Origin of the sequence: Paenibacillus polymyxa, from assembly GCF_018614975.1 — a bacterium.
Classification (GTDB): Bacteria; Bacillota; Bacilli; order Paenibacillales; family Paenibacillaceae; genus Paenibacillus; species Paenibacillus polymyxa_E.
Genome location: NZ_JAGGNR010000008.1, coordinates 278,200 through 298,356, shown reverse-complemented (window position 1 = coordinate 298,356; position 20,157 = coordinate 278,200). Strand labels below are relative to the sequence as shown.

The 20,157-nt window shown below is 46.1% G+C and carries 18 protein-coding genes; 15 read left to right on the top strand and 3 right to left on the bottom strand.

The annotated features are described in order from the left end of the window. Positions 1-221: 221 nt before the first annotated feature. Positions 222-1,331 carry a helix-turn-helix transcriptional regulator gene (locus J7E78_RS04670; protein WP_251034817.1) on the bottom strand — a complete coding sequence of 370 codons (1,110 nt, stop codon included), beginning with the start codon at positions 1,329-1,331 and terminating at the stop codon, positions 222-224. A gap of 129 nt (positions 1,332-1,460) precedes the next feature. Here J7E78_RS04670 and J7E78_RS04665 point away from each other — a divergent pair, with 129 nt between their 5' ends. The 11 genes from J7E78_RS04665 (at position 1,461) to J7E78_RS04615 (ending at position 13,429) form a co-directional block, all read left to right on the top strand. Beyond that, entirely contained in the window at positions 1,461-2,168 is a 708-nt protein-coding gene (locus J7E78_RS04665) for a class I SAM-dependent methyltransferase (RefSeq protein WP_215075163.1), read from the top strand. Next, positions 2,152-3,249: a saccharopine dehydrogenase family protein gene (locus J7E78_RS04660; RefSeq protein WP_215075162.1), complete on the top strand. Its 1,098-nt coding sequence runs from the start codon at positions 2,152-2,154 to the stop codon at positions 3,247-3,249. The genes J7E78_RS04665 and J7E78_RS04660 overlap by 17 nt, the downstream gene beginning before the upstream one ends. Before the next feature lie 74 nt (positions 3,250-3,323). Next, positions 3,324-3,617 (top strand): hypothetical protein, encoded by a 294-nt coding sequence (locus tag J7E78_RS04655; protein ID WP_215075161.1) that lies wholly within the window; start codon positions 3,324-3,326, stop codon positions 3,615-3,617. Positions 3,618-3,695: 78 nt separating this feature from the next. Further along, positions 3,696-4,988: an amidohydrolase gene (locus J7E78_RS04650; RefSeq protein WP_215075160.1), complete on the top strand. Its 1,293-nt coding sequence runs from the start codon at positions 3,696-3,698 to the stop codon at positions 4,986-4,988. 213 nt (positions 4,989-5,201) lie between these two features. Then, positions 5,202-7,166 (top strand): ABC transporter ATP-binding protein/permease, encoded by a 1,965-nt coding sequence (locus J7E78_RS04645; RefSeq protein WP_215075159.1) that lies wholly within the window; start codon positions 5,202-5,204, stop codon positions 7,164-7,166. Positions 7,167-7,194: 28 nt separating this feature from the next. Further along, a complete protein-coding gene (locus J7E78_RS04640; RefSeq protein WP_215075158.1) occupies positions 7,195-7,863 on the top strand; it encodes a response regulator transcription factor in 669 nt (222 codons plus the stop codon). Positions 7,864-7,865: 2 nt separating this feature from the next. After that, the gene (locus tag J7E78_RS04635; protein ID WP_215075157.1) at positions 7,866-9,197 is read left to right on the top strand and encodes a sensor histidine kinase; all 1,332 of its coding nucleotides are present in this window, start codon (positions 7,866-7,868) and stop codon (positions 9,195-9,197) included. Positions 9,198-9,413: 216 nt separating this feature from the next. After that, positions 9,414-11,249 (top strand): UbiD family decarboxylase, encoded by a 1,836-nt coding sequence (locus J7E78_RS04630; RefSeq protein WP_215075156.1) that lies wholly within the window; start codon positions 9,414-9,416, stop codon positions 11,247-11,249. Positions 11,250-11,532: 283 nt separating this feature from the next. Next, complete coding sequence (locus J7E78_RS04625) at positions 11,533-12,618, top strand: HD-GYP domain-containing protein (protein ID WP_215075155.1); 1,086 nt, start codon at positions 11,533-11,535, stop codon at positions 12,616-12,618. Positions 12,619-12,779: 161 nt separating this feature from the next. Next, positions 12,780-13,235 carry an SRPBCC family protein gene (locus J7E78_RS04620; RefSeq protein ID WP_215075154.1) on the top strand — a complete coding sequence of 152 codons (456 nt, stop codon included), beginning with the start codon at positions 12,780-12,782 and terminating at the stop codon, positions 13,233-13,235. Between the two features lie 32 nt (positions 13,236-13,267). After that, positions 13,268-13,429: a hypothetical protein gene (locus J7E78_RS04615; protein WP_169481673.1), complete on the top strand. Its 162-nt coding sequence runs from the start codon at positions 13,268-13,270 to the stop codon at positions 13,427-13,429. A 1-nt stretch (position 13,430) separates the two neighbouring features. On the opposite strand, the gene J7E78_RS04610 is transcribed toward J7E78_RS04615, so the two are convergent. After that, a complete protein-coding gene (locus tag J7E78_RS04610) occupies positions 13,431-14,651 on the bottom strand; it encodes an MFS transporter (protein WP_215075153.1) in 1,221 nt (406 codons plus the stop codon). Positions 14,652-14,882: 231 nt separating this feature from the next. Here J7E78_RS04610 and J7E78_RS04605 point away from each other — a divergent pair, with 231 nt between their 5' ends. Both J7E78_RS04605 and J7E78_RS04600 read left to right on the top strand, forming a co-directional pair. Continuing rightward, a complete protein-coding gene (locus J7E78_RS04605; protein ID WP_215075543.1) occupies positions 14,883-15,473 on the top strand; it encodes a TetR/AcrR family transcriptional regulator in 591 nt (196 codons plus the stop codon). A gap of 70 nt (positions 15,474-15,543) precedes the next feature. Further along, positions 15,544-15,735 carry a hypothetical protein gene (locus tag J7E78_RS04600; protein WP_215075152.1) on the top strand — a complete coding sequence of 64 codons (192 nt, stop codon included), beginning with the start codon at positions 15,544-15,546 and terminating at the stop codon, positions 15,733-15,735. A 266-nt stretch (positions 15,736-16,001) separates the two neighbouring features. Here the strand turns inward: J7E78_RS04600 and J7E78_RS04595 are convergent, their stop codons facing one another. Further along, positions 16,002-17,039, bottom strand: coding sequence for a LacI family DNA-binding transcriptional regulator (locus J7E78_RS04595; protein WP_017688801.1), 1,038 nt, complete (start codon positions 17,037-17,039; stop codon positions 16,002-16,004). A 386-nt stretch (positions 17,040-17,425) separates the two neighbouring features. On the opposite strand from J7E78_RS04595, the gene J7E78_RS04590 reads away from it, so the two are divergent. Both J7E78_RS04590 and J7E78_RS04585 read left to right on the top strand, forming a co-directional pair. Then, complete coding sequence (locus J7E78_RS04590; RefSeq protein WP_215075151.1) at positions 17,426-18,475, top strand: 2,3-butanediol dehydrogenase; 1,050 nt, start codon at positions 17,426-17,428, stop codon at positions 18,473-18,475. A 266-nt stretch (positions 18,476-18,741) separates the two neighbouring features. Further along, a complete protein-coding gene (locus tag J7E78_RS04585; RefSeq protein WP_215075150.1) occupies positions 18,742-19,845 on the top strand; it encodes an NADH:flavin oxidoreductase in 1,104 nt (367 codons plus the stop codon). Positions 19,846-20,157 lie beyond the last annotated feature (312 nt).

Below are 20,157 nucleotides of genomic sequence, written 5' to 3'. Positions count from 1 at the left end.
ATATGGTCTGAATATTTTGTGGGAAACGGGTTGCAGGACTGGGCGTTGCGTTTTGAAGCAGAATGCACGATATCAAAAGTTCAAAGATCGAAGTCACCCTGTATTACCGCTATGTTTCTTGATCAAGAAAAGATGCCATTACGAGGATATCCTATTGGCATCTTTTGATTTTTACTCATTATTTGATAGTCAAGTTGATTATCTGGAGATTACATCAGGATTTATATGGCAGGCTCATCCGACAGCTGGAAACGGGAAACGAAATACCAGATGAGCTCGCGACGCGAGGATACCTTGGTTTTGGCGAAAATGGATTTTAAGTGATCCTGAACGGTGTAGACAGAAATATGCATCGCAGCAGCAATTTCCTTGGACGAATAGCTGCGGAGCACATATCCGAGCAGTTCTCGTTCTCGACTGGTTAATCCGTGGCTCTCGGCGAGCAAGGGCAGCAGATCCTGCGGCATCGCCTGCTCCAAACGGATAGCAATCTGATCTGGTCCTGTAAGCTGTTGCATGAGACTGGCATGAAGTATGAGGTAACGCCCATCCGGAAGTTGGATGCAAACTTTGGAGGGTGAGCCCGGAGCGATCTGAGTATCGTGAGCCAATTCTGCCCGAATTTTTCGCTGTAAATGGGAACTGACTGCACGTACCGGACGGGGCAGAACATCCGGCCCTACATGTTCCAGCATACGTAATTGGGACAGCCAATATTGAGCCGGGGCGTTCAGGGATAAGAGCTGGAAAGTATCCGAGGTGATCAAAATTCCGGGTTCCTCGGGACTTCCACTCGTGATCTCATCCATAAGTGTCAGACTCGTGGACCGTAGCATCGATGCAATAGAAGCGGTCCAGGACTGAATCAACAACCGCTCCTCCTCTGTAAAGACAGCACTTTCTGTCTTACGATATAGGGTCAGATATCCCCAGCAAGCGTCTCCACTAACCAATACAGCACGCAGTTCATCACCGAACCCCGCTGGCTGAAGAATGTTGATATAACGTGGGCTTTGTTCAAGCTGTGAGTTCATGGACGTATGAAGTGTAGCTGTATGCTCACCGCTGCGAATTAATTCAGCGTATTTATGTATATCTTCTTCCATGTATTCATTAATGAATAACCGATCATGAATGGCCTCAATGCCATCTTCTGTCACAGCTCCTGTGGAAAGAAGAGTCAGCGGATCAACGGTAGTGAAACAGTATGCGTCGTAAGGTACAACCGTATGGATCTGCTTGAGAACCGCTTCCCGATAGGTACGTGAGGTCCAGGTTCCTTTTTCAAGAGAAGTGATAAGTCTGTGGCTCCGATCAATACGTGATGTCAACAAGATTACTCCTCTCTCTGTGCGCATATCCCAATGTTCTGGGATTGTAGGCTCGCCGTATTCTTCTATAATGAAATTAGACGAACAACGAGTCAAGTCTAACTTCAATTCAAGAGGAGTGCGGTGTCCATGAATCACAATCCATCACCGATGAGCTGGGAAACAGCAGATGTTCATCGTTACGAACAATCGATAGCCCTGAAAATTCCGGGTTATTCTCATATGCATAATCTAATGGAACGGCTGCTTGCAGCATCTTTTGCGAATAACAACGATATTCATATCCTTGTTGCCGGAGCGGGAGGGGGAAAAGAGATTGCTCTGCTCGGATCACGTCATGCCGGTTGGACATTGACTGGAGTAGATCCTTCACAGCCCATGCTGCAACTCGCTGAGAAACGAGTCGCGGAAGCAAGCATCGGTTCCAGAGTGAAGCTGCAACCTGTCACGGTTGAAGAATTGCCGGAGGATATTGTATATGATGGGGCGACAAGCATGCTCATGTTACATTTCCTTCAGGGGATGGAGGCTAAGAGAACGTTTCTTACCAGCCTCGCAGCGAGACTTAAACCGGGTGCACCACTGATCATTGCGGCTGTAAATGCTGATCTTCGTTCACCTGCATATCCAATCATGATGCAAGCTTGGAAGGATCACATGTTGAGTGTGGGTGTCCTTCCTGAAGAGTGGGAGCGCTTTGCTGCTTCCCTGGGCCGTGAATCCGATCCCATATGCTCTGAAGAGATGACTCAGCTACTGACCGAATGCGGCTTCTCACATATTACACGTTACTTCGGGGCGTTCTGGGTGGAGGGGTATTATGCAATTCGAAACTAACGTGAAGCCTATGAAAGATCAGATCTGGGTGGTGGGCGGTTATGGTCAAGTGGGGCAGATGATATGTACTCAACTGGGGAAATTGTTCCCGGGTAAAGTATGGGCTGCGGGTACACGCATGAACCGTGCGGAAGAATTCAGCAGGTCTACAGGTGGTGCTGTGCTACCACTTCAACTGGATGTAACACGACCCGTAGAGCCCTCCATGTTAAGACCTGTGAAGCTGGTCATCATGTGTGTGGACCAGAGCCATACCCGGTTTGTTGAAGCCTGCGCACAAGCCGGAGCCGACTATATTGATATTTCTGCAAAATATGATTTTCTCGCTCAGGTTGAACAACTGCACACCAAAATGCAACGCTCCCAATCGACCGCGATCCTCAGCGTTGGACTATCACCGGGAGTAACGAACTTGCTTGTACGCGAAGCGACCATGCATATGGATCAGGTGGAGGAAGCAGATATTACCGTGATGCTGGGACTTGGCGAGAAGCACGGGAAAGCTGCCGTGGAGTGGACCGTTGATCAGATGAATGCCACCTACCAAGTGATGCAAAAAGGCAAACCTGCTGAGGTACAGAGTTTCGGAGATGGCCAATTAATTGATTTTGGAGCAAAACTAGGGCAGCGGAAGGCCTACCGATTTAACTTTTCGGATCAGCACGTGGTTGCTCGGACGTTACGTATTCCAACCGTATCTACCAGACTCTGTCTGGACTCCCGCTGGATCACAAAATCCATGGCAATCTCCAAACGTGCAGGGTTGTTTTCGTTGCTGCGTATCCCGTCTATTCGGAGTGGAACGGTTAAGGCCTTTGGGCTTATTCCCGGAGGCGAGCCGATGTATGCAGTCAAGGTCGATGCCGTAGGGTGGGAAAATGGTGAACAAGTCCGCGTTGAACAACTGCTCGTTGGCGATAAGGAAGCAGATGTGACAGCGGCCGTGGCAGCAGCCGTGGCGGAACGCGTATATAAAACAGAGTTGCCACATGGTGTATTTCATATTGAACAGTGTCTCTCTCTGCAGGACATTCAGGATGCACTTCATACGCCACTAAAGGTGACGACCAAGATCACCTAGTTTCATCTTCTTTTGCTGGGACCCTCCGATCTGCTATGATGGAACAATAATCATGGCATGAATGGAGGGAGATCATGAACTGCGTTGCTGTATTACCTTATTACAAAGTACAGAGAGAAGTGACGGGTCTCGCCCAAGAGATTGAGATAAATGCCCGCTCCATGATTCTGTATTCAGATAAAATCGTGACCAAATACCGCGAGTTTAACATTACGGAAGTATTTGACATGTCATTTCGACGAATGGGCGACGAAGGTGGATTTTTCTATCTGCACACAAGTACAGGCGTGTATCCATACATGGTCGAAATCGACCCCAAACCTTTTATACAAAGTTTCAGAAAGATGACGATTCAAAAATTAAAATGACTTGACCTTGCCGTTACGTGAAGGCTTACCCTCGGATATGGAAGGAACCATAACCAATTCAGAGGAGCCGTGAATGTAATGAGTATACTGATTCAGCAAGCTACAATCCTAACGATGAAAGATGCCGATGCCCCCTTTATGGGGGATATTCGTGTTGAGGGAGATCGAATTACGCAGATTGCTGATCACATTCTGCCTCAACCCCAAGATGAGATTATTGATGGACGCAATAAGGTTGCCATGCCGGGCCTCATCAATGCACACCAACATACACCAATGAGCCTGCTCCGGGGATTCTCGGATGATCTGAAGCTGATGGACTGGCTCGAACGCAAAATGTTACCTGCCGAAGCGCGGATGAACCCGGAAGACATCTATTGGGGTGCCAAGTTGTCCATCGCAGAGATGATTCGTTCGGGTACCACTGCTTTTGCGGATATGTATATTCATATGAACGAGATTGCAGAAGCGGTTAAGCAAACAGGTATGCGGGCATCGCTTACACGTGGGATGGTATTCATGGAGGATGATGGGGGACGCAGGTTGCAAGAGGCGGTCGATCTTGTACAGCGCTGGTCTGGAGCGGCCGATGGACGGATAACAACCATGTATGGGCCCCACTCCCCCTACACTTGTCCCATGGAGCCGCTCCGTGAAGTCATTGCCATGGCTGTCACGGAGGAGATCCCGCTGCATATCCATCTGGCTGAGACCAAGGAAGAAGTCGTGAAGATTCGTGAACGTTATGGCATGACACCGACGGAGTATTTGGAAGAGGCGGGGATGTTCGAACAGGCACATGTGTTGCTTGCACATGGTGTGCATCTCAATCGCAGGGACATCGGTAGATTGAAGGGCATGCGAGGCGGTGTAGCACACAATCCGGTCAGCAATCTGAAGCTTGGGTGTGGAATTGCTCCAATTACCGAGATGTTGGCCCAGGGAATTAACGTTGGAATCGGAACGGATGGAGCGGGAAGTGCCACAACCGTGGATATGTTCGAGGAGATCAAAGCCGCGACCTGGCTGCAAAAGCTGGACTATGGTGATCCCACGCGCTTGCCAGCCAAGGACGTACTAAGCATGGCTACACGCGGAAGTGCTAGTCTGCTGGGTCTACAGGATGAAGTGGGTATCCTTGAGGCGGGGCACAAAGCTGATCTGATCCTGATTGATCTGGCGAAACCACATCTTCAACCGGTGCATGAGGTAGAATCGTTACTGGCTTACAGCGTAAATGGGGCGGACGTGGACACCACAATCGTGAATGGTCAGATCCTCATGAGAGGCAGAAAGCTGCTCACGATTGATGAGGATGAACTTTACCGTGAGGTGAAGGTTAGGGCGAAGCGTATTGTTGAAGGAATCTGAATAAATGAAGAAACGCCATGAATACGGATTTCATGGCGTTTTTTTGGCACGTGCGCTTACTGGACAAGATTGACTTCAAGCAAGCACACATGCCTTTTTTTTGTACAGGCAGATACCAATTGCCCAGTTCATTATCAGTTCACAATGATTTGTTACGATATGAAACATCAAATAGATAGATATCGTGCATGATCAGGAGAGGAAGAGATCCATATGAAAATACTAGAAGTTAAAAATGTGAAAAAATCATACACCTTATATGGAAAAGAAAGAGTTCCCGTACTCCACGGTCTGAACCTGAGCTTTGAGACAGGGGAATTTGTCTCCATCCTTGGTGAATCTGGCTGCGGTAAGTCGACACTGATGAATATCATTGGTGGGATGGACTCCGACTATGAAGGGGACGTCGTTGTTCGTGGCAAGAACTTAAGTGCCATGACGGAGAAGGAAATGGATGATTATCGGAAGAATAATATCGGCTTTGTCTTTCAAAATTTCAATCTGATCCCGCATCTGTCTGTCCTCGAAAATGTGACGATTGCGATGCAAATGACGGATACGAATGAGAAGGATCGGAACCAACGTGCCGTTGATATATTAACAGAGGTCGGGCTGAAGGATCATCTGAACAAACGTCCCAACCAGTTGTCCGGGGGTCAGAAGCAACGGGTTTCCATCGCACGGGCTTTATCCAACAATCCGGATATTATTCTGGCAGATGAACCAACAGGTGCGCTGGATAAGGAAAACGGAGATCAAATCCTCGCTCTGCTCGACAGTATAGCCAAAAAGGGAATGCTGGTGATCGCCGTAACTCACTCACAGAAAGTGGCTGACTCGGGTACACGTATTGTGAAGGTTGAAGAGGGGCGCATTAGTGATGATATTCACCTGAAAGATCCTTCTACGGCTGTTTACGAGAGTCATCAGGATTCTTCCCGGAGCCTGAGCTTGCTTGCTTCATTCAAGATGGCACTTAAAAATATGAAACTCAACGGCAAGCGTAATGTACTGGTAGCAATGGGTGGATCTATAGGTATATTAAGTGTACTCCTGATGCTCTCCTTGGGGAATGGTATAACGACGTATATGAATGACGAAATCAATTCAAGTATGGACCCTTTGCTCGTGGATATAACAAAGCCGAGTGAAGAAGCTAAGGATATGCAAGGCCCGGAAGCCTTGATGGCGACAGGTGAACCGTTCACCGAAGCTGATATCGAGACGATCCGAAATTTCCCTAATGTAGATCATGTAGAGACGATCACCACCATTACAGGCCAATCCACTATGGTGAATGAAAAACAAAGTGTGGGACTCACGCAGTTAACAACGTTAACGGACGCTTTTGATCCAGCGTTGATGACAACGGGTGTTCTACCGGCAGAAAATCAGATGCTGTTACCCCTCGATACGGCGAAACAATTAAGCGGAAATGACCAAGCTGAATCGATGATCGGCAAGTCTGTGTTTCTATATATCAATGAGATGGATCGCAATAATAAACCAGTAACTTTGGAGAAAGAAGTAACGATCTCAGGGATCTATGAAGCCGCAGATCCACGATCTCCAATGCAACAATCTCCGGGATACATCTCATCAGAGACGTTGGAGCAATTGTATACAGACAAAGGAATAACAATCGGGCCGATTCAGGTTAACGCCTACGCGACCGATATGAAATATGTAAATGATATCAATGAAGCTGCTGTTGACGCTGGTTTCGCAGGCTCCCAGATGGCCAAGGTCATGGAGAATATTACGACATACGTAAGTATGGCTTCCATTGTACTTGCGGGTATTGCAGGCATTTCGTTGATCGTATCCGGTATTATGATATTGGTTGTACTCTATATTAGTGTCGTGGAACGGACAAAGGAGATCGGCATTCTTCGGGCGATTGGAGCAAGAAAGAAAGATATCAAGCGAATATTCTTCTCCGAATCTGCCTTATTAGGCGTATTTAGTGGTATTATTGCGGTAATCTTTGCAGTGATCATTAGTTATGTGTTAAATATTCTATTGGACAATGCGTTTGGAGCAAAACTGATTAATCTCTCAGGATATTATATCTTTTTTGGTATCGTGGTAAGTACAGCGATTAGTATCGTAGCCGGTTTGATGCCATCATCAAAAGCGGCGAAGCTGGACCCGATGGAATCCTTACGATACGAATAAAACCAAGTGCGGAAAGGATAATGGCTGCATGAACACAATTCTGGTGGTGGACGATGATTCCCATATCCGCAAATTAATCCGAATCTATCTTGAAAAGAATCAATTCTCCGTGCTGGAAGCACCAGACGGACAAGAGGCGTTAGATATCCTCTCTCATACAAAAGTTGATCTGGCGATTGTGGATGTAATGATGCCGCGAATAGACGGCATTGAACTGACGGAAGATATTCGGTCTTATCTGGATATTCCAATCCTGATGGTGACAGCCAAGGGAGAATCCAAGGACAAAGTCAGAGGATTTAATGCCGGGTCAGACGATTACCTGGTTAAACCGTTTGATCCTGTGGAGTTAATCCTGCGTGTAAAATCATTATTGAAACGATATAACAAAAGTTCATCCAATATGATTCAGATCAGCGGTGTAACGATTGATCTGGGCAATCTGATGGTCGTTGCGGATGGACAAACCATCGAATTGAAAAAGAAGGAATGTGAATTGTTATTTTCTCTGGCAAGTTCGCCAGGGAAAATATTCACACGTACACAGCTTATAGATGACCTATGGGGCATCGATTACGAAGGAGATGAGCGTACGGTTGACGTACATATCAAACGGTTAAGGGAGCGGCTTGAACCTGTTCCTGAGTTAATGATCTCAACGGTAAGAGGACTCGGTTATCGCCTGGAGCGGGCATGAAAATGTTTAGGAAAAGCCTGCGACTTCGCATCGTAGCTACTTTTATCGGGATTGTTCTGGTGAGTTTGATTCTCTCCTTTATGATAAATAACGGGTCCCAGGAAAAGACACCGAATCGTTTTATGGTTACCTTTACTGAAGACCTCGTTACACTGATTAACCTGATCGATGATCCGGAAAAAGTGAAATCAAGCTTCGATATCTTTGCGCGCTACGGCCTGAATATCATTCCCGTGAATGAGCAAAGTGAAGTGTTATCTTCCTTGCCAGAGGACAAAGTTCATTCGTTATTCGAAACGGGTGCAACGGATGCCATTTTTCTGTCCAGTAAAGATGGAATCGCGACCATAGGTGTTCCCGGAACAAACGAGGGGATTGGCACATTTCTGATTCAAAGCGATTTCTCCTCTCTTTTTCATACACTGCGAAACACGCTCTTAACCTCACTGTTAACGGTTCTTGTCATTGGTAGCCTATTAATCCTGTTCATGTCCGGGTACATTGTGAAACCGATTAAGAGATTAACGGTTGCAGCGAAGGAGATGTCATCAGGTGACCTGTCGGTCCGCTTGAAACATAATAATCAGGATGAGTTTGGCGAACTGATGGAGAGCTTTAATCATATGGCCAGTGAGTTGCAGAAAATTGATTCGGTTCGTGATGACTTTGTCAGCAACGTCTCTCATGAAATGCAGTCTCCGCTCACATCAATTAGAGGATTCACCAGAGCACTACAAGATGGTGTTATTCCATTAGAAGAGCAGAAAGAGCATTTGGATATCATCTATGAGGAAACGCTGCGCTTATCGAGGCTCAGTGATAATCTGCTTCGGCTAGCCTCGCTGGATTCAGAGCATCATCCGGTTCATTTCACCACATTCCAGGTAGATGAACAATTAAGAAGGGCGATTTTACTGGCAGAGCCGCAGTGGGCTCAGAAGGACATACAGATCGAACTCGACTTGTTGCCCTGTGAGATCACAGTGGACAAAGATTTGTTTGATCAGGTCTGGCGGAATTTAATAAACAATGCGATCAAATACACCGGTCCACAAGGTACCATTCATGTCGAAATTGAGACGTCATCTTCATTTGTGAAGGTATTGATTAGAGATTCTGGACAAGGAATACCTGAGGAAGCACTCCCGTATATTTTTGATCGATTCTACATGGTGGACAAAGCTCGGAGCAGCTCGCTTCGAGGGAATGGATTGGGTTTGTCCATTGTGATTAAAATCTTGAAATTACATCAATGTACAATTGATGTAGAGAGCGAAGTAGGAAAAGGTACACAGTTTATTGTCACGATCCCCAGATCGGTTATTACATCTTAAGGAAAGCCAGAAAATACAGAGCAGCAATATGGAAACAATCGGTCCCTGTGCGTTCAGGATTCAGATTGCTGCCATATTGCTTTTTTTGATATCTGTATTCGCGACAAAATTTCACATATAGTTTTGTTTAGCAGTGGATCATTTGATAAAATAGAAGAGACGTTATGTGAATCTATGAACTTAATCAATTTATCATACACAGAATGGAGCCATCCAATGAAATATCGCAACATGGAAGATTGTATTAACGATCTGGAGCAGCACGGTCATTTGATTCGGGTCAAAGAAGAGGTTGATCCTCATCTGGAGATGGCAGCGATCCACATGAAAGTGCACGAGGCTAAAGGCCCGGCGCTGTTATTCGAAAATGTAAAAGGCTCAAAATTCCAGGCTGTATCGAATCTGTTCGGTACGGTGGAACGAAGCAAATTCATGTTTCGCGGTACGCTGGAAGGCGTACAACGGGTCATGGCTGTTCGTGACGATCCCATGAAGGCGCTTAAGACGCCATTTCAGCATGTCCGAACAGGTCTAGCTGCGTGGCAGGCACTGCCAAAACAGAAGTCTATCAGCCTACCCGTGTCGGCGCAAGAGATTCAAATCTCGGACTTGCCGCTCATCAAACACTGGCCTATGGACGGTGGAGCATTTGTGACGCTACCACAGGTTTATTCGGAAGATCCAGACAAACCAGGAATCATGAATTCAAATTTGGGGATGTACAGGGTTCAACTGGATGGCAATGATTTTGAAATGAACAAGGAAATAGGATTGCACTATCAGATTCATCGCGGAATTGGTATACATCAGGCCAAAGCGGTCAAAAAGGGAGAACCACTAAAAGTGAGTATTTTCATTGGTGGTCCACCTGCACATACACTTTCAGCAGTTATGCCTTTGCCTGAAGGGCTCAGTGAGATGACATTTGCCGGCCTGCTCGCAGGACGTCGCTTCCGGTACAGTTACAAGGACGGATATTGCATTAGCAATGATGCTGATTTTGTCATCACGGGTGATATCTACCCAGGCGAGACAAAACCCGAAGGTCCGTTCGGTGATCATCTGGGTTATTACAGTCTGACACATGAATTCCCACTCATGCGTGTGCATAAAGTCTATGCCAAACCTAATGCGATCTGGCCGTTTACGGTTGTTGGACGACCACCGCAAGAGGATACGGCTTTTGGTGATTTGATTCATGAGATTACTGGAGACGCGATTAAACAGGAGATTCCAGGTGTCAAAGAAGTGCATGCGGTCGATGCGGCAGGGGTTCATCCATTACTGTTTGCCATCGGCAGTGAACGTTACACGCCGTATCAGGCGGTGAAGCAGCCGACAGAGTTGCTTACGATTGCCAATCGTATTTTGGGTACGGGGCAGCTCAGTCTGGCGAAGTACCTCTTCATTACCGCTGAGGATCAGCAGCCTTTGGATACCCACAAGGAAGTTGAATTCCTGACCTATATCTTGGAGCGTATGAATATGCAGCGAGATATTCACTTCCATACCCATACGACGATTGATACGCTGGATTACTCAGGTACAGGACTGAACAGCGGCAGCAAGGTTGTTTTTGCAGCGTATGGCGACAAGGTTCGGGATCTGTGCACGGAAGTTCCGGAGTCTTTGAAAAACATTCGTGGTTATGAGAATCCGCAGCTCATCATGCCGGGCATTGTTTCGATTCAGACATCTGCCTTCACGAGTTATGCGAATACAGCACAGGAGATGCAAGCATTCACGTCTCTATTGAAAGAACAGGGAGGTCTGGACTCGTGTCCGCTGATCATTCTATGTGATGACAGTTCGTTCCTGAGTGCTAACCTCAGCAACTTCCTATGGGCAACCTTTACTCGCAGCAACCCTTCACATGATATGTACGGGGTTAATAGCGGATATGACCACAAGCATTGGGGCTGTGATCAGGTGATTATTGATGCACGTACCAAACCTCACCAGGCACCGCCGCTGATTCCCGATCCTTCGGTGGAGAAGAGCATTGAACGTTTATTTGTTAAAGGTGCTAGTCTGGGTTCGATCAAAATCTAATGTGAGATGTCTTGAAGAAGTTCAAACGGAGCGTTTGAACTTCTTTGGCTTACTCTGATACGGCGTTGAGGCACAAAAGTGTATAAAAGTTTAAAACCGGGACTAATTTGGATGTTGGAGTGAGGATAAAGTCTTAGGCGTTCGTATTTACCATTGTGATTAAGGTCGTTTGAACTATGTATGAAATGAAGAATTATAACGATATAAAGAAGTATAGGTATTTTTGTGGCCCCGTTCCGTTGGGTGCTGTTACTATAATGAATTGTTCAGGGGGAATACCGATTTGAGAATCCATATTATGAACCTGCAAGACGGAGACCGTCTAACTGCGGATACATTCAGCGATGCAGGATTACACGTTCTCGGGAAGGGAACTGTGATCAAAGGTGAGGATATCTCCTTGCTTATGCAGCACCGTGTAGATTATGTAGATATTGAATCACGCGAAGAGGAAATCACTGAAGCAGAATTTTTTGCTGCAGCCGCCAAGCATACTTCCGGGATAAGTACGAAGGAAGAACCGCCTGAAGAAGAGCTGAAGTCCCAATTTATTCAGACTGTACATAATTATCAAAATGCTTTTCTCGAAGCTCTGACCGTTGGCAAGTTCAACGCCACCATGGTGGATGATGCACTGCAACCGATGGTTGAGGGACTGGATGAGCAGAAAGATGTCGTTCATCTCCTGATGATGCTGGAGCGGGATGACGTCAATAACTATACACATTCAATCCAGGTAGGATTGTTGTCCTTCTACCTTGCGAATTGGCTTGGATATTCTCAGAAGGAGAGTTATCAGATTAGTCGCGGTGGTTATCTGCATGACATTGGAAAGTGCAAAGTATCCCACCGGATTCGGAACAAAACAGAACCGTTGACGGCTGATGAGCAGCTTGAAATGCGGCGTCACACCATATATGGTCATGAAATTATCAAAAATTCGATGACGGATGAAGCGACAGCACTGGTTGCTCTACAGCATCACGAGCGGGAAGATGGGTCGGGTTATCCGATGCAACTTGAGAAAAGTGAAATTCATCCATATACACAGATTGTATCTGTAGCAGATATCTATATAGGCATGAGATCAGGGAATCACGGAGGAAGCAATCCAAATCTGATCAACAACCTTAGAGAGATCTATGGAATGGGATTTGGTAAATTGAATGAAAAACCGGTTCAGGCATTGATGCAACATTTGCTTCCTAATTTTATCGGGAAACAGGTCCTGCTCAGCAATGGAGAAAAAGGTGTTATTGTCATGAACAATACGTCTGATATTTTCAAACCGCTCATCAAAGTGGAGTCTGAAGAATATCGCGATCTCTCTAAAGAGCGTACGCTTGCCATTGATGAATTGCTTATTTAATCTAAATATTAACGGTATTCCTTACTTATATTGAGAACGGGCCTCCTGTACTAAGACAGGGGACCCGTTTTTTGTTATATCATCCTTGATGTGTTGTTAGACCAAGGAAGCAAGCGTACACTTTGCAAAGACCTTATTTTTCCTGCCAAGGAGCGATCGCCATGATTGAAGTGACAACCGAGATTACGATACATGCCTCGATTGAACGGTGCTTTGACTATGCCCGGGATATTGATATACATACTCAGACCGTCTGGCAACATACGAGAGAGCGAGCAGTTGCAGGAGTAACCACAGGAAGAATTGGAGCAGGGGATACAGTTACATTTCAGGCTACTCATTTTGGGGTCAGACAGAAGTTGAAGTCCCGAATTGTGCAGTTTGAACGACCGTTTCTATTTGTGGATCAAATGGAGCAGGGGGCTTTCAAGAGCATGCGACATGAACATCATTTCAGCGTAATTGGGAATCAGATAACTTGCATGAGAGACACACTTCGATTCGAAGCTCCGCTTGGATTGCTGGGATGGGTAACGGAACGACTTGTGCTGAAGAGATACATGCATGCATTTCTGGAGAGTCGTAATCGTAAACTCAAAGCGATACTTGAGCAGTAGCCAGAATGGAAGGGATAAAGGAGAGAAGACGTTTGATGGATAATGAATATTATGTAGGTTGGGGCACCCTTGCCTTGATTAATGCCGGACTGGCACAGGGAAAAAACAGAAGTGGTCGGAACTGGTTTCTGATTTCCCTGTTATTTGGTCCGTTGGCAACCCTCTTTATTGTGGTGTGGAATAAACTGGACTAATTCAACGATTGAGATTCCGATGCATATAACGATCGATCATCCAGAACACAAGGGCTGCTGCACTAACGCCAGCACCTAACCAGCATACGGCTGTCCAGCCCGCCCATGCATACACTTGGGTAGAAACGATGGAGCCAATCGCACTGCCGATGGAATAAAAGATCATATAAGCTGCCGTCAGGCGGCTCTGCGCTTCGGGGCGAACTTCGTAGATCAGGCTCTGGTTGGTAACATGTACGGCCTGCACGGCGAGATCGAGCAGGATAACACCCAGGATCAGGAACCAGAGAGAGTGATGGGTATAACCGATGGGCAGCCAGGACAAGAGCAGAATGACAAGAGAGACACCGGTTGTTTTCTGACCAAGGCCCCGGTCGGCAAGTTTACCTGCACGGGCAGCAGCCAATGCTCCCGCCGCTCCTGCGAGACCGAATGCACCTATGACTGTATGAGACAGGGACAGTGGAGGGCTACTTAGTGGCAGTACCATAGAAGTCCACAAGATGCTGAAGGCTGTAAAAATCAGCATGGCCAGCACACCGCGTACGCGTAACACACGCAACTCACGGTACAGTTGCAAGACGGAGCCGAGTAATTGGACATAGCTTTGTTTCACTTGTGGGGGTTGTTGCCTTGGGAGAACAAAAAATAAGGCGACAATTCCGAGTAATGTAAGGCTGGCAGAGAAGAGATATACCGATCTCCACCCGAACCAATCGTTCAGCGTACCTGCAACCGTTCGTGCTAGTAAAATGCCAATGACGATTCCGCTGGTTACCTGTCCAACAATGCGACCGCGTTCGGACGGGGCTGCCAAGTGTGCAGCAAAGGCGACCAATGTTTGTGTAATGACCGCGAGTAGACCTACGACAGCCATCCCCATGAACAACAGGGAACTGGATTGTGCGGTTCCTACGAGAACCAGTGCAAGCACGGATAAGAGCATTTGAATGATAATCAACTTGCGGCGATTTAAGAGGTCACCAAGCGGAACGAGAAGGAACAGCCCCAAGGCATAACATATTTGAGTCACTGTGATGACAATCCCTATGGATGATGGAGATAGGCTGAATTCTTGAGCAATGGAGTCCAGCAAAGGCTGAGCATAATAAATATTCGCGACCGCAAGTCCACTGCACACGGCAAAAAGAAGAGCAACTAACCGTGACATGGCAGGACGTTCCTTATTGGATAATTGTGCATCTGGAGAAGAAGTTTGCATGTGTATTTGTCACCTTTCTATTATGTACTGATCGGTATGATATGTTTCGGGATAACCATACTTTATTTGCGTGAATTCTGTCAACAGAGAATTGGGTGAGATTTTAAATTTGGTTAAAAAAACTTTATAGAGGAGTTATTTTTAATTTTAAGTGAGTGATCTTTGACTTATCCATTGTTATGAGTTTAAAATATATGAATATACTGATCGATACATAAAGAGGTGAATTGTATAGTTAGACAACGGGAATTTGATACGGATAAAGCACTCGATGCAGCAATGCATACGTTTTGGGACAAGGGATTCGAAGCGGCATCTTTAAATGACTTGACGACCGCAATGGGCATTCAACGTCCCAGTCTGTATGCAGCTTTTGGAGATAAAAAGGAATTATTCGAAACAGCACTTCGCAGGTATACCACTCAGCATGCGGCTCAAGTCAGAGCCAGACTTCAACAGGGCTCCTCAGTACGAGAAGCCTTTCGTGGACTGTTTGAACATATAGGAGCAGAGGGGAGTGTGACCGAGCCTAGTCACGGTTGTTTTTGCATTAATACGATGGTTGAACTGGCTCCGCATGATCCCAAATTCGCTGTTCTTACACGGGAGCATCAGATGTACCTGGGTGTGCTTTTCAAAGAAACGGTAGAACGAGGGCAACAGAGCGGGGAGTTGTCAACTGAAATGAACGCGAATGCGGTCGCACAGTCTCTGGTTGTATCCATGATTGGACTGACTGTACTAATGAAATCAGGACCGGACCGCTTGTTTGTAGAGCAGAGCATCCAGGCTACGCTGTCTTTGTTACAGTTATCGGAATGATACTTTTGAAAGTGAGGCGGAGTTGCTACAATATATTTAAAAAGTGAGCAGATATAGGAGGAGATCAGCAATGAATACGAAGTTGCGCTGTGCCGTTTTGGATGATGATCAGAACGTTGCGCTGACGTCGGCGGACTGTGGTCCGTTGATGGATCAGGTAGAGATTCAGACATTCAACAACTATATGGGCTCGGAAGATAAAGTCATCCAGGAATTGCAGGATTTTGATATTGTGGTTGGCACGCAGAAGCATTTGGCATGAATGTGATGGCCTAGATCTATTATAATCATACCGTAGAGAATATAGCGATGTTCCTGAAGGGAACACCGATCAGGCAACTGCTTTCTTAGAATGAACATATGCGGAGTATGACTCGCTATAATTATATAGAATCAACGACAAATAAGGTGCTGCCAGGAAAGAGTTAGACCTGAGCAACACCTTTTTAGTATATCTGTGTAGCAGAACAAATGAAGGGATAGCCGTAAAATAGATCCTATCCTGCTGACCCATCCCCCTCACCAAATTTAACTGTGTGGCCCTCGCTGGGAAGAATGAATCATGGCTACGCTTGATTCACGAACGATTAAGCGCGGTTCAAATTGGATGTGTTCGTAATCGGTCGTATTCATCTCCCGAATTCGTTTTAACAACAGCTCGGTAGCAAGTCTGGCGACTTCTTCGCCCATAATGGACACGGAACTAATCTGAGGAGACGTGACGGTCGTCCATTGATTGTTATCCACACCCACAACAGCCACATCTTCAGGTACACGAACCCCTAGCTCCTTGAACCGATTAACCAATCCGATGGCAACCATATCATTAATGGCATAGACGGCATCTGGCATATGCGTAAGTCCATAGAAATAATCTGCAGCATTAGCACCAGTATTCAATGAAAAGTCCTCACCAAAGTAGACGAGAGAAATGTCCACATGGCCTACAGCTTGCTCATATGCACGGAAGCGTTCTTCAATAATGTCTTTGGGTGCACCAGCGTATGCGATTCGAGTCCGGCCGATTTTGAACAGATGCTCCATCACCAGTTTGCCTTCGGGTTGAGAAAGAGAGACGATATCTGCCTTCATGCCCGGTTCCAGTTTTTTGCCGTAATTAATCATGGAGATAGGGAGCGGCGCTTTATCAATCAGTCCGGGTAACGTTTTGGGGTACGCCAGAGGCATGAAGATCAGTCCGTCCACATGCAATTTTTTGACATTACGAATAGTTTCCAGCTCGGTTCTGGCATTGCCTGCCGTATTGATCTGCACGACATGGTACCCGTGTTGCTTCGCCGTTTGCTCTACAGACCAGGAGATTTCCGGAATGATGGCGTTACGTATGTCGGGTACAACAAGCGCGATCTGGTGCGTTTGCCGGATTTTCAGACTCTGTGCCGAGGTGTTGGGTACAAACCCCAGTTCTTCAATGGCCTGCATCACCTTATCCCGTGTTTTACTGCTGATGCCTTCTGAATTGTTAATGGCCCGGGATACGGTAGCGATGCCCACGCCGGCACGCTCTGCAACGTCCTTGATCGTAAGTTTCTGTTCTTTCCTCAATGTACGGTTACCTCGCTTTATCGGAAACAATTCCGAAATATTAGGAATATGTATGAACTTCACGATAGTTATATAACTTGATTATAACATTTGAACAATGAAGTATCCCGTGAAAGGGTCAGATTTATGGCGAGGCCTGATTAAATTTCAATGGGTCTACAATAATATTTGCCATAATATATGTTAATAACAAGGATTACATCGTTTGTAATACCGCTAAGATCACTTAAACTAAAGTATAAGCATTCTAAAGTGAACTCGATATGATCACGAAATAGACATATTAGTGGAGAAATATGTTTGACAGCGTATCTAAAATGTGACATATTTAATTTACGGAAACGTTTCCGATTATATCACAAATTATGATCTGGGAGATGAAATGAATGAAAGCATTACGTTGGCATGGAGTCAAAGATTTACGTCTCGAAAATATTAATGAACCTCACCCTGAAGAAGGTAAGGTCAAAATAAAAGTGGAATGGTGCGGTATCTGCGGCAGCGACTTGCACGAGTACACAGCTGGTCCAATCTTCATTCCTGCTCAAGCACCACATCCGCTAACAGGGGAACAAGCGCCTATTGTTATGGGGCATGAATTCTCAGGACAGGTGGTTGAAGTAGGGGAAGGTGTTACACGTTTCAAGGCGGGTGATCGAGTGGTTGTAGAACCGATCTATGCATGTGGACACTGCGAAGCTTGTAAACAAGGGAAATACAATTTGTGCGATAAAATGGGTTTCCTTGGACTCGCTGGAGGCGGAGGCGGATTCTCCGAATATGTAACTGCTGAAGAAAACATGGTACATGCCATTCCGGATTCAATCTCGTATGAGCAAGGTGCGTTGGTTGAACCTTCAGCTGTAGCACTTCACGCTGTGCGCCAAAGCAAACTGAAAGTGGGAGATACGGCAGCCGTGTTTGGCGCAGGCCCAATCGGACTTCTGGTCATCGAAGCGCTTAAAGCTTCGGGAGCGTCGGATATTTATGTGGTGGAGTTATCGGATGAACGGAAAGCAAAAGCCGAAGAGCTCGGTGCCATTGTGATTGATCCAATGCAGTTTAATGTCGTGGAAGAGATCCATCAACGTACACAAGGTGGCGTTAACGTAGCTTATGAAGTAACCGGTGTTCCGCGTGTTCTGCAACAAGCCATTGATTCGACACGTATTGGTGGAGAGTTGATGATCGTCAGTATTTTTGAACAGGAAGCGCCAATTCACCCGAACTCGATTGTCATGAAAGAACGTACAGTTAATGGCATTATTGGTTATCGCGATGTGTTCCCGGCGGTGATCAGTCTGATGGATAAAGGTTTCTTCCCGGCTGACAAGCTGGTGACCAAACGAATCTCGTTGGATGAAGTGGTGGAACATGGATTTGATGCACTGCTAAAAGAGAAAAATCAAGTTAAGATTTTGGTAAAAGCTGAATAGAAATCACAGACAGTAAGAACAAGTAGACAGCACATCAACAGATGTGATTGTCTACTTTTTTTCGTAGAGATCGGGCGGAATTTGTTGCGTGTACGGGTCGAATTACATAGTATAAAGGAGGAAGCGGACATGCTTAGACATACAAAATGGATAGAGAAATAATTCTAAACCAGTCAACTGGATTACACGTGATACAATACAAAAGCATGTCGCATTTCATGTGGATGCGGAGTTCCATATTTCCAATTGCAAAGGAGCAATGTACTATGAACGTACCTTCAGCATTATTCAAACCTTTCACCTCGGACAAGCTAACATTGTCTAATCGAATCGTTATGGCACCCATGACTCGCGGATTCTCACCAGAGGGCGTACCTGGACCAGAAGTTGCTGAATACTATCGTCGCAGAGCAGCAGGTGGAGTGGGGCTTATTATAACGGAAGGTACAGGCATTAATCATCCATCTTCGGTTAGTGGAGCGAGTATTCCATTATTCCATGGTGAAGATTCGTTGCGAGGATGGGCTAATGTAGTGAAAGCAGTACATGAAGCGGGTGGCAAAATCATGCCACAATTGTGGCATGTGGGTACAGCACGTCGTTCCGGTGACTTGCCTAATGCAGAAGCTGAGCCTGTAAGTCCGTCTGGGGTTAGCATGGCAGGTGAACCATCACGTGAACCATTAACGGAAGAGGAGATTCATGGTCTTGTAAAGGCATATGCCCAAGCGGCAGCGGATGCACAGCGAATCGGGTTTGATGGCATTGAACTGCACGGAGCCCATGGATACCTGATTGATCAATTCTTCTGGGAGCAGACGAATCGACGGACTGACAATTATGGTGGTGATTTGGTACGGCGAACTCAATTTGCGGTTGAAGTGATTAAAGCTTGTCGTGCGGCGGTTGGTCCTGATTTCCCAATTGTGCTCCGGTTCTCCCAATGGAAGATGGGGAATTATGAGGCACGTCTGGTGGAAACGCCGGAACAATTGGAGCAATTCCTGGCACCACTCAGTGCTGCTGGCGTAGATATATTCCATTGCTCAACTCGCCGGTTCTGGTTACCGGAGTTCGAAGGTTCGGAGTTGAATCTTGCGGGTTGGACGCAAAAAATAACCGGTAAACCAGCTATTTCAGTTGGATCGGTAGGTCTTGAAGCTGAATTTGTAGACAGGGCAACCGAGTACCAGGGAACAGGGGATGCCCATCTGGATCTATTAAATTGGAAGCTGGAGAACAATGAATTTGACCTGATCGCCTTGGGTCGTGTTCTGCTTAGTGATCCCGAATGGCCTGCCAAAGTTCGCGAAGGTCGCATATCCGAAATTATTCCATTTACAACGGAAGTGTTGCAAACACTCCATTAATAGAAGCCTAAGAACGTTTAGTGAAAGGTGAGCCAACGCTGAACGGCAACGATTTACAACGAAAAGTAAAACAAAAACGAACAAATAGGCCGCCTTTGGGCGGCTTTTTGAGCTACCTATACTAATAATTTCAACATCTGAAAAATTCACAATAGAAAATCATTTCCTGCACCGTTACTCCTTATTATTCTCCACATACATCGCACACGCGCCTAGTCACAATACCATTAAGTTCCATATTTCAGGTTCTATAGCAACCATTTTTTTCGCTGCATATATGTCAGCACAACGATTCAATCCTCAGAAGCGCTC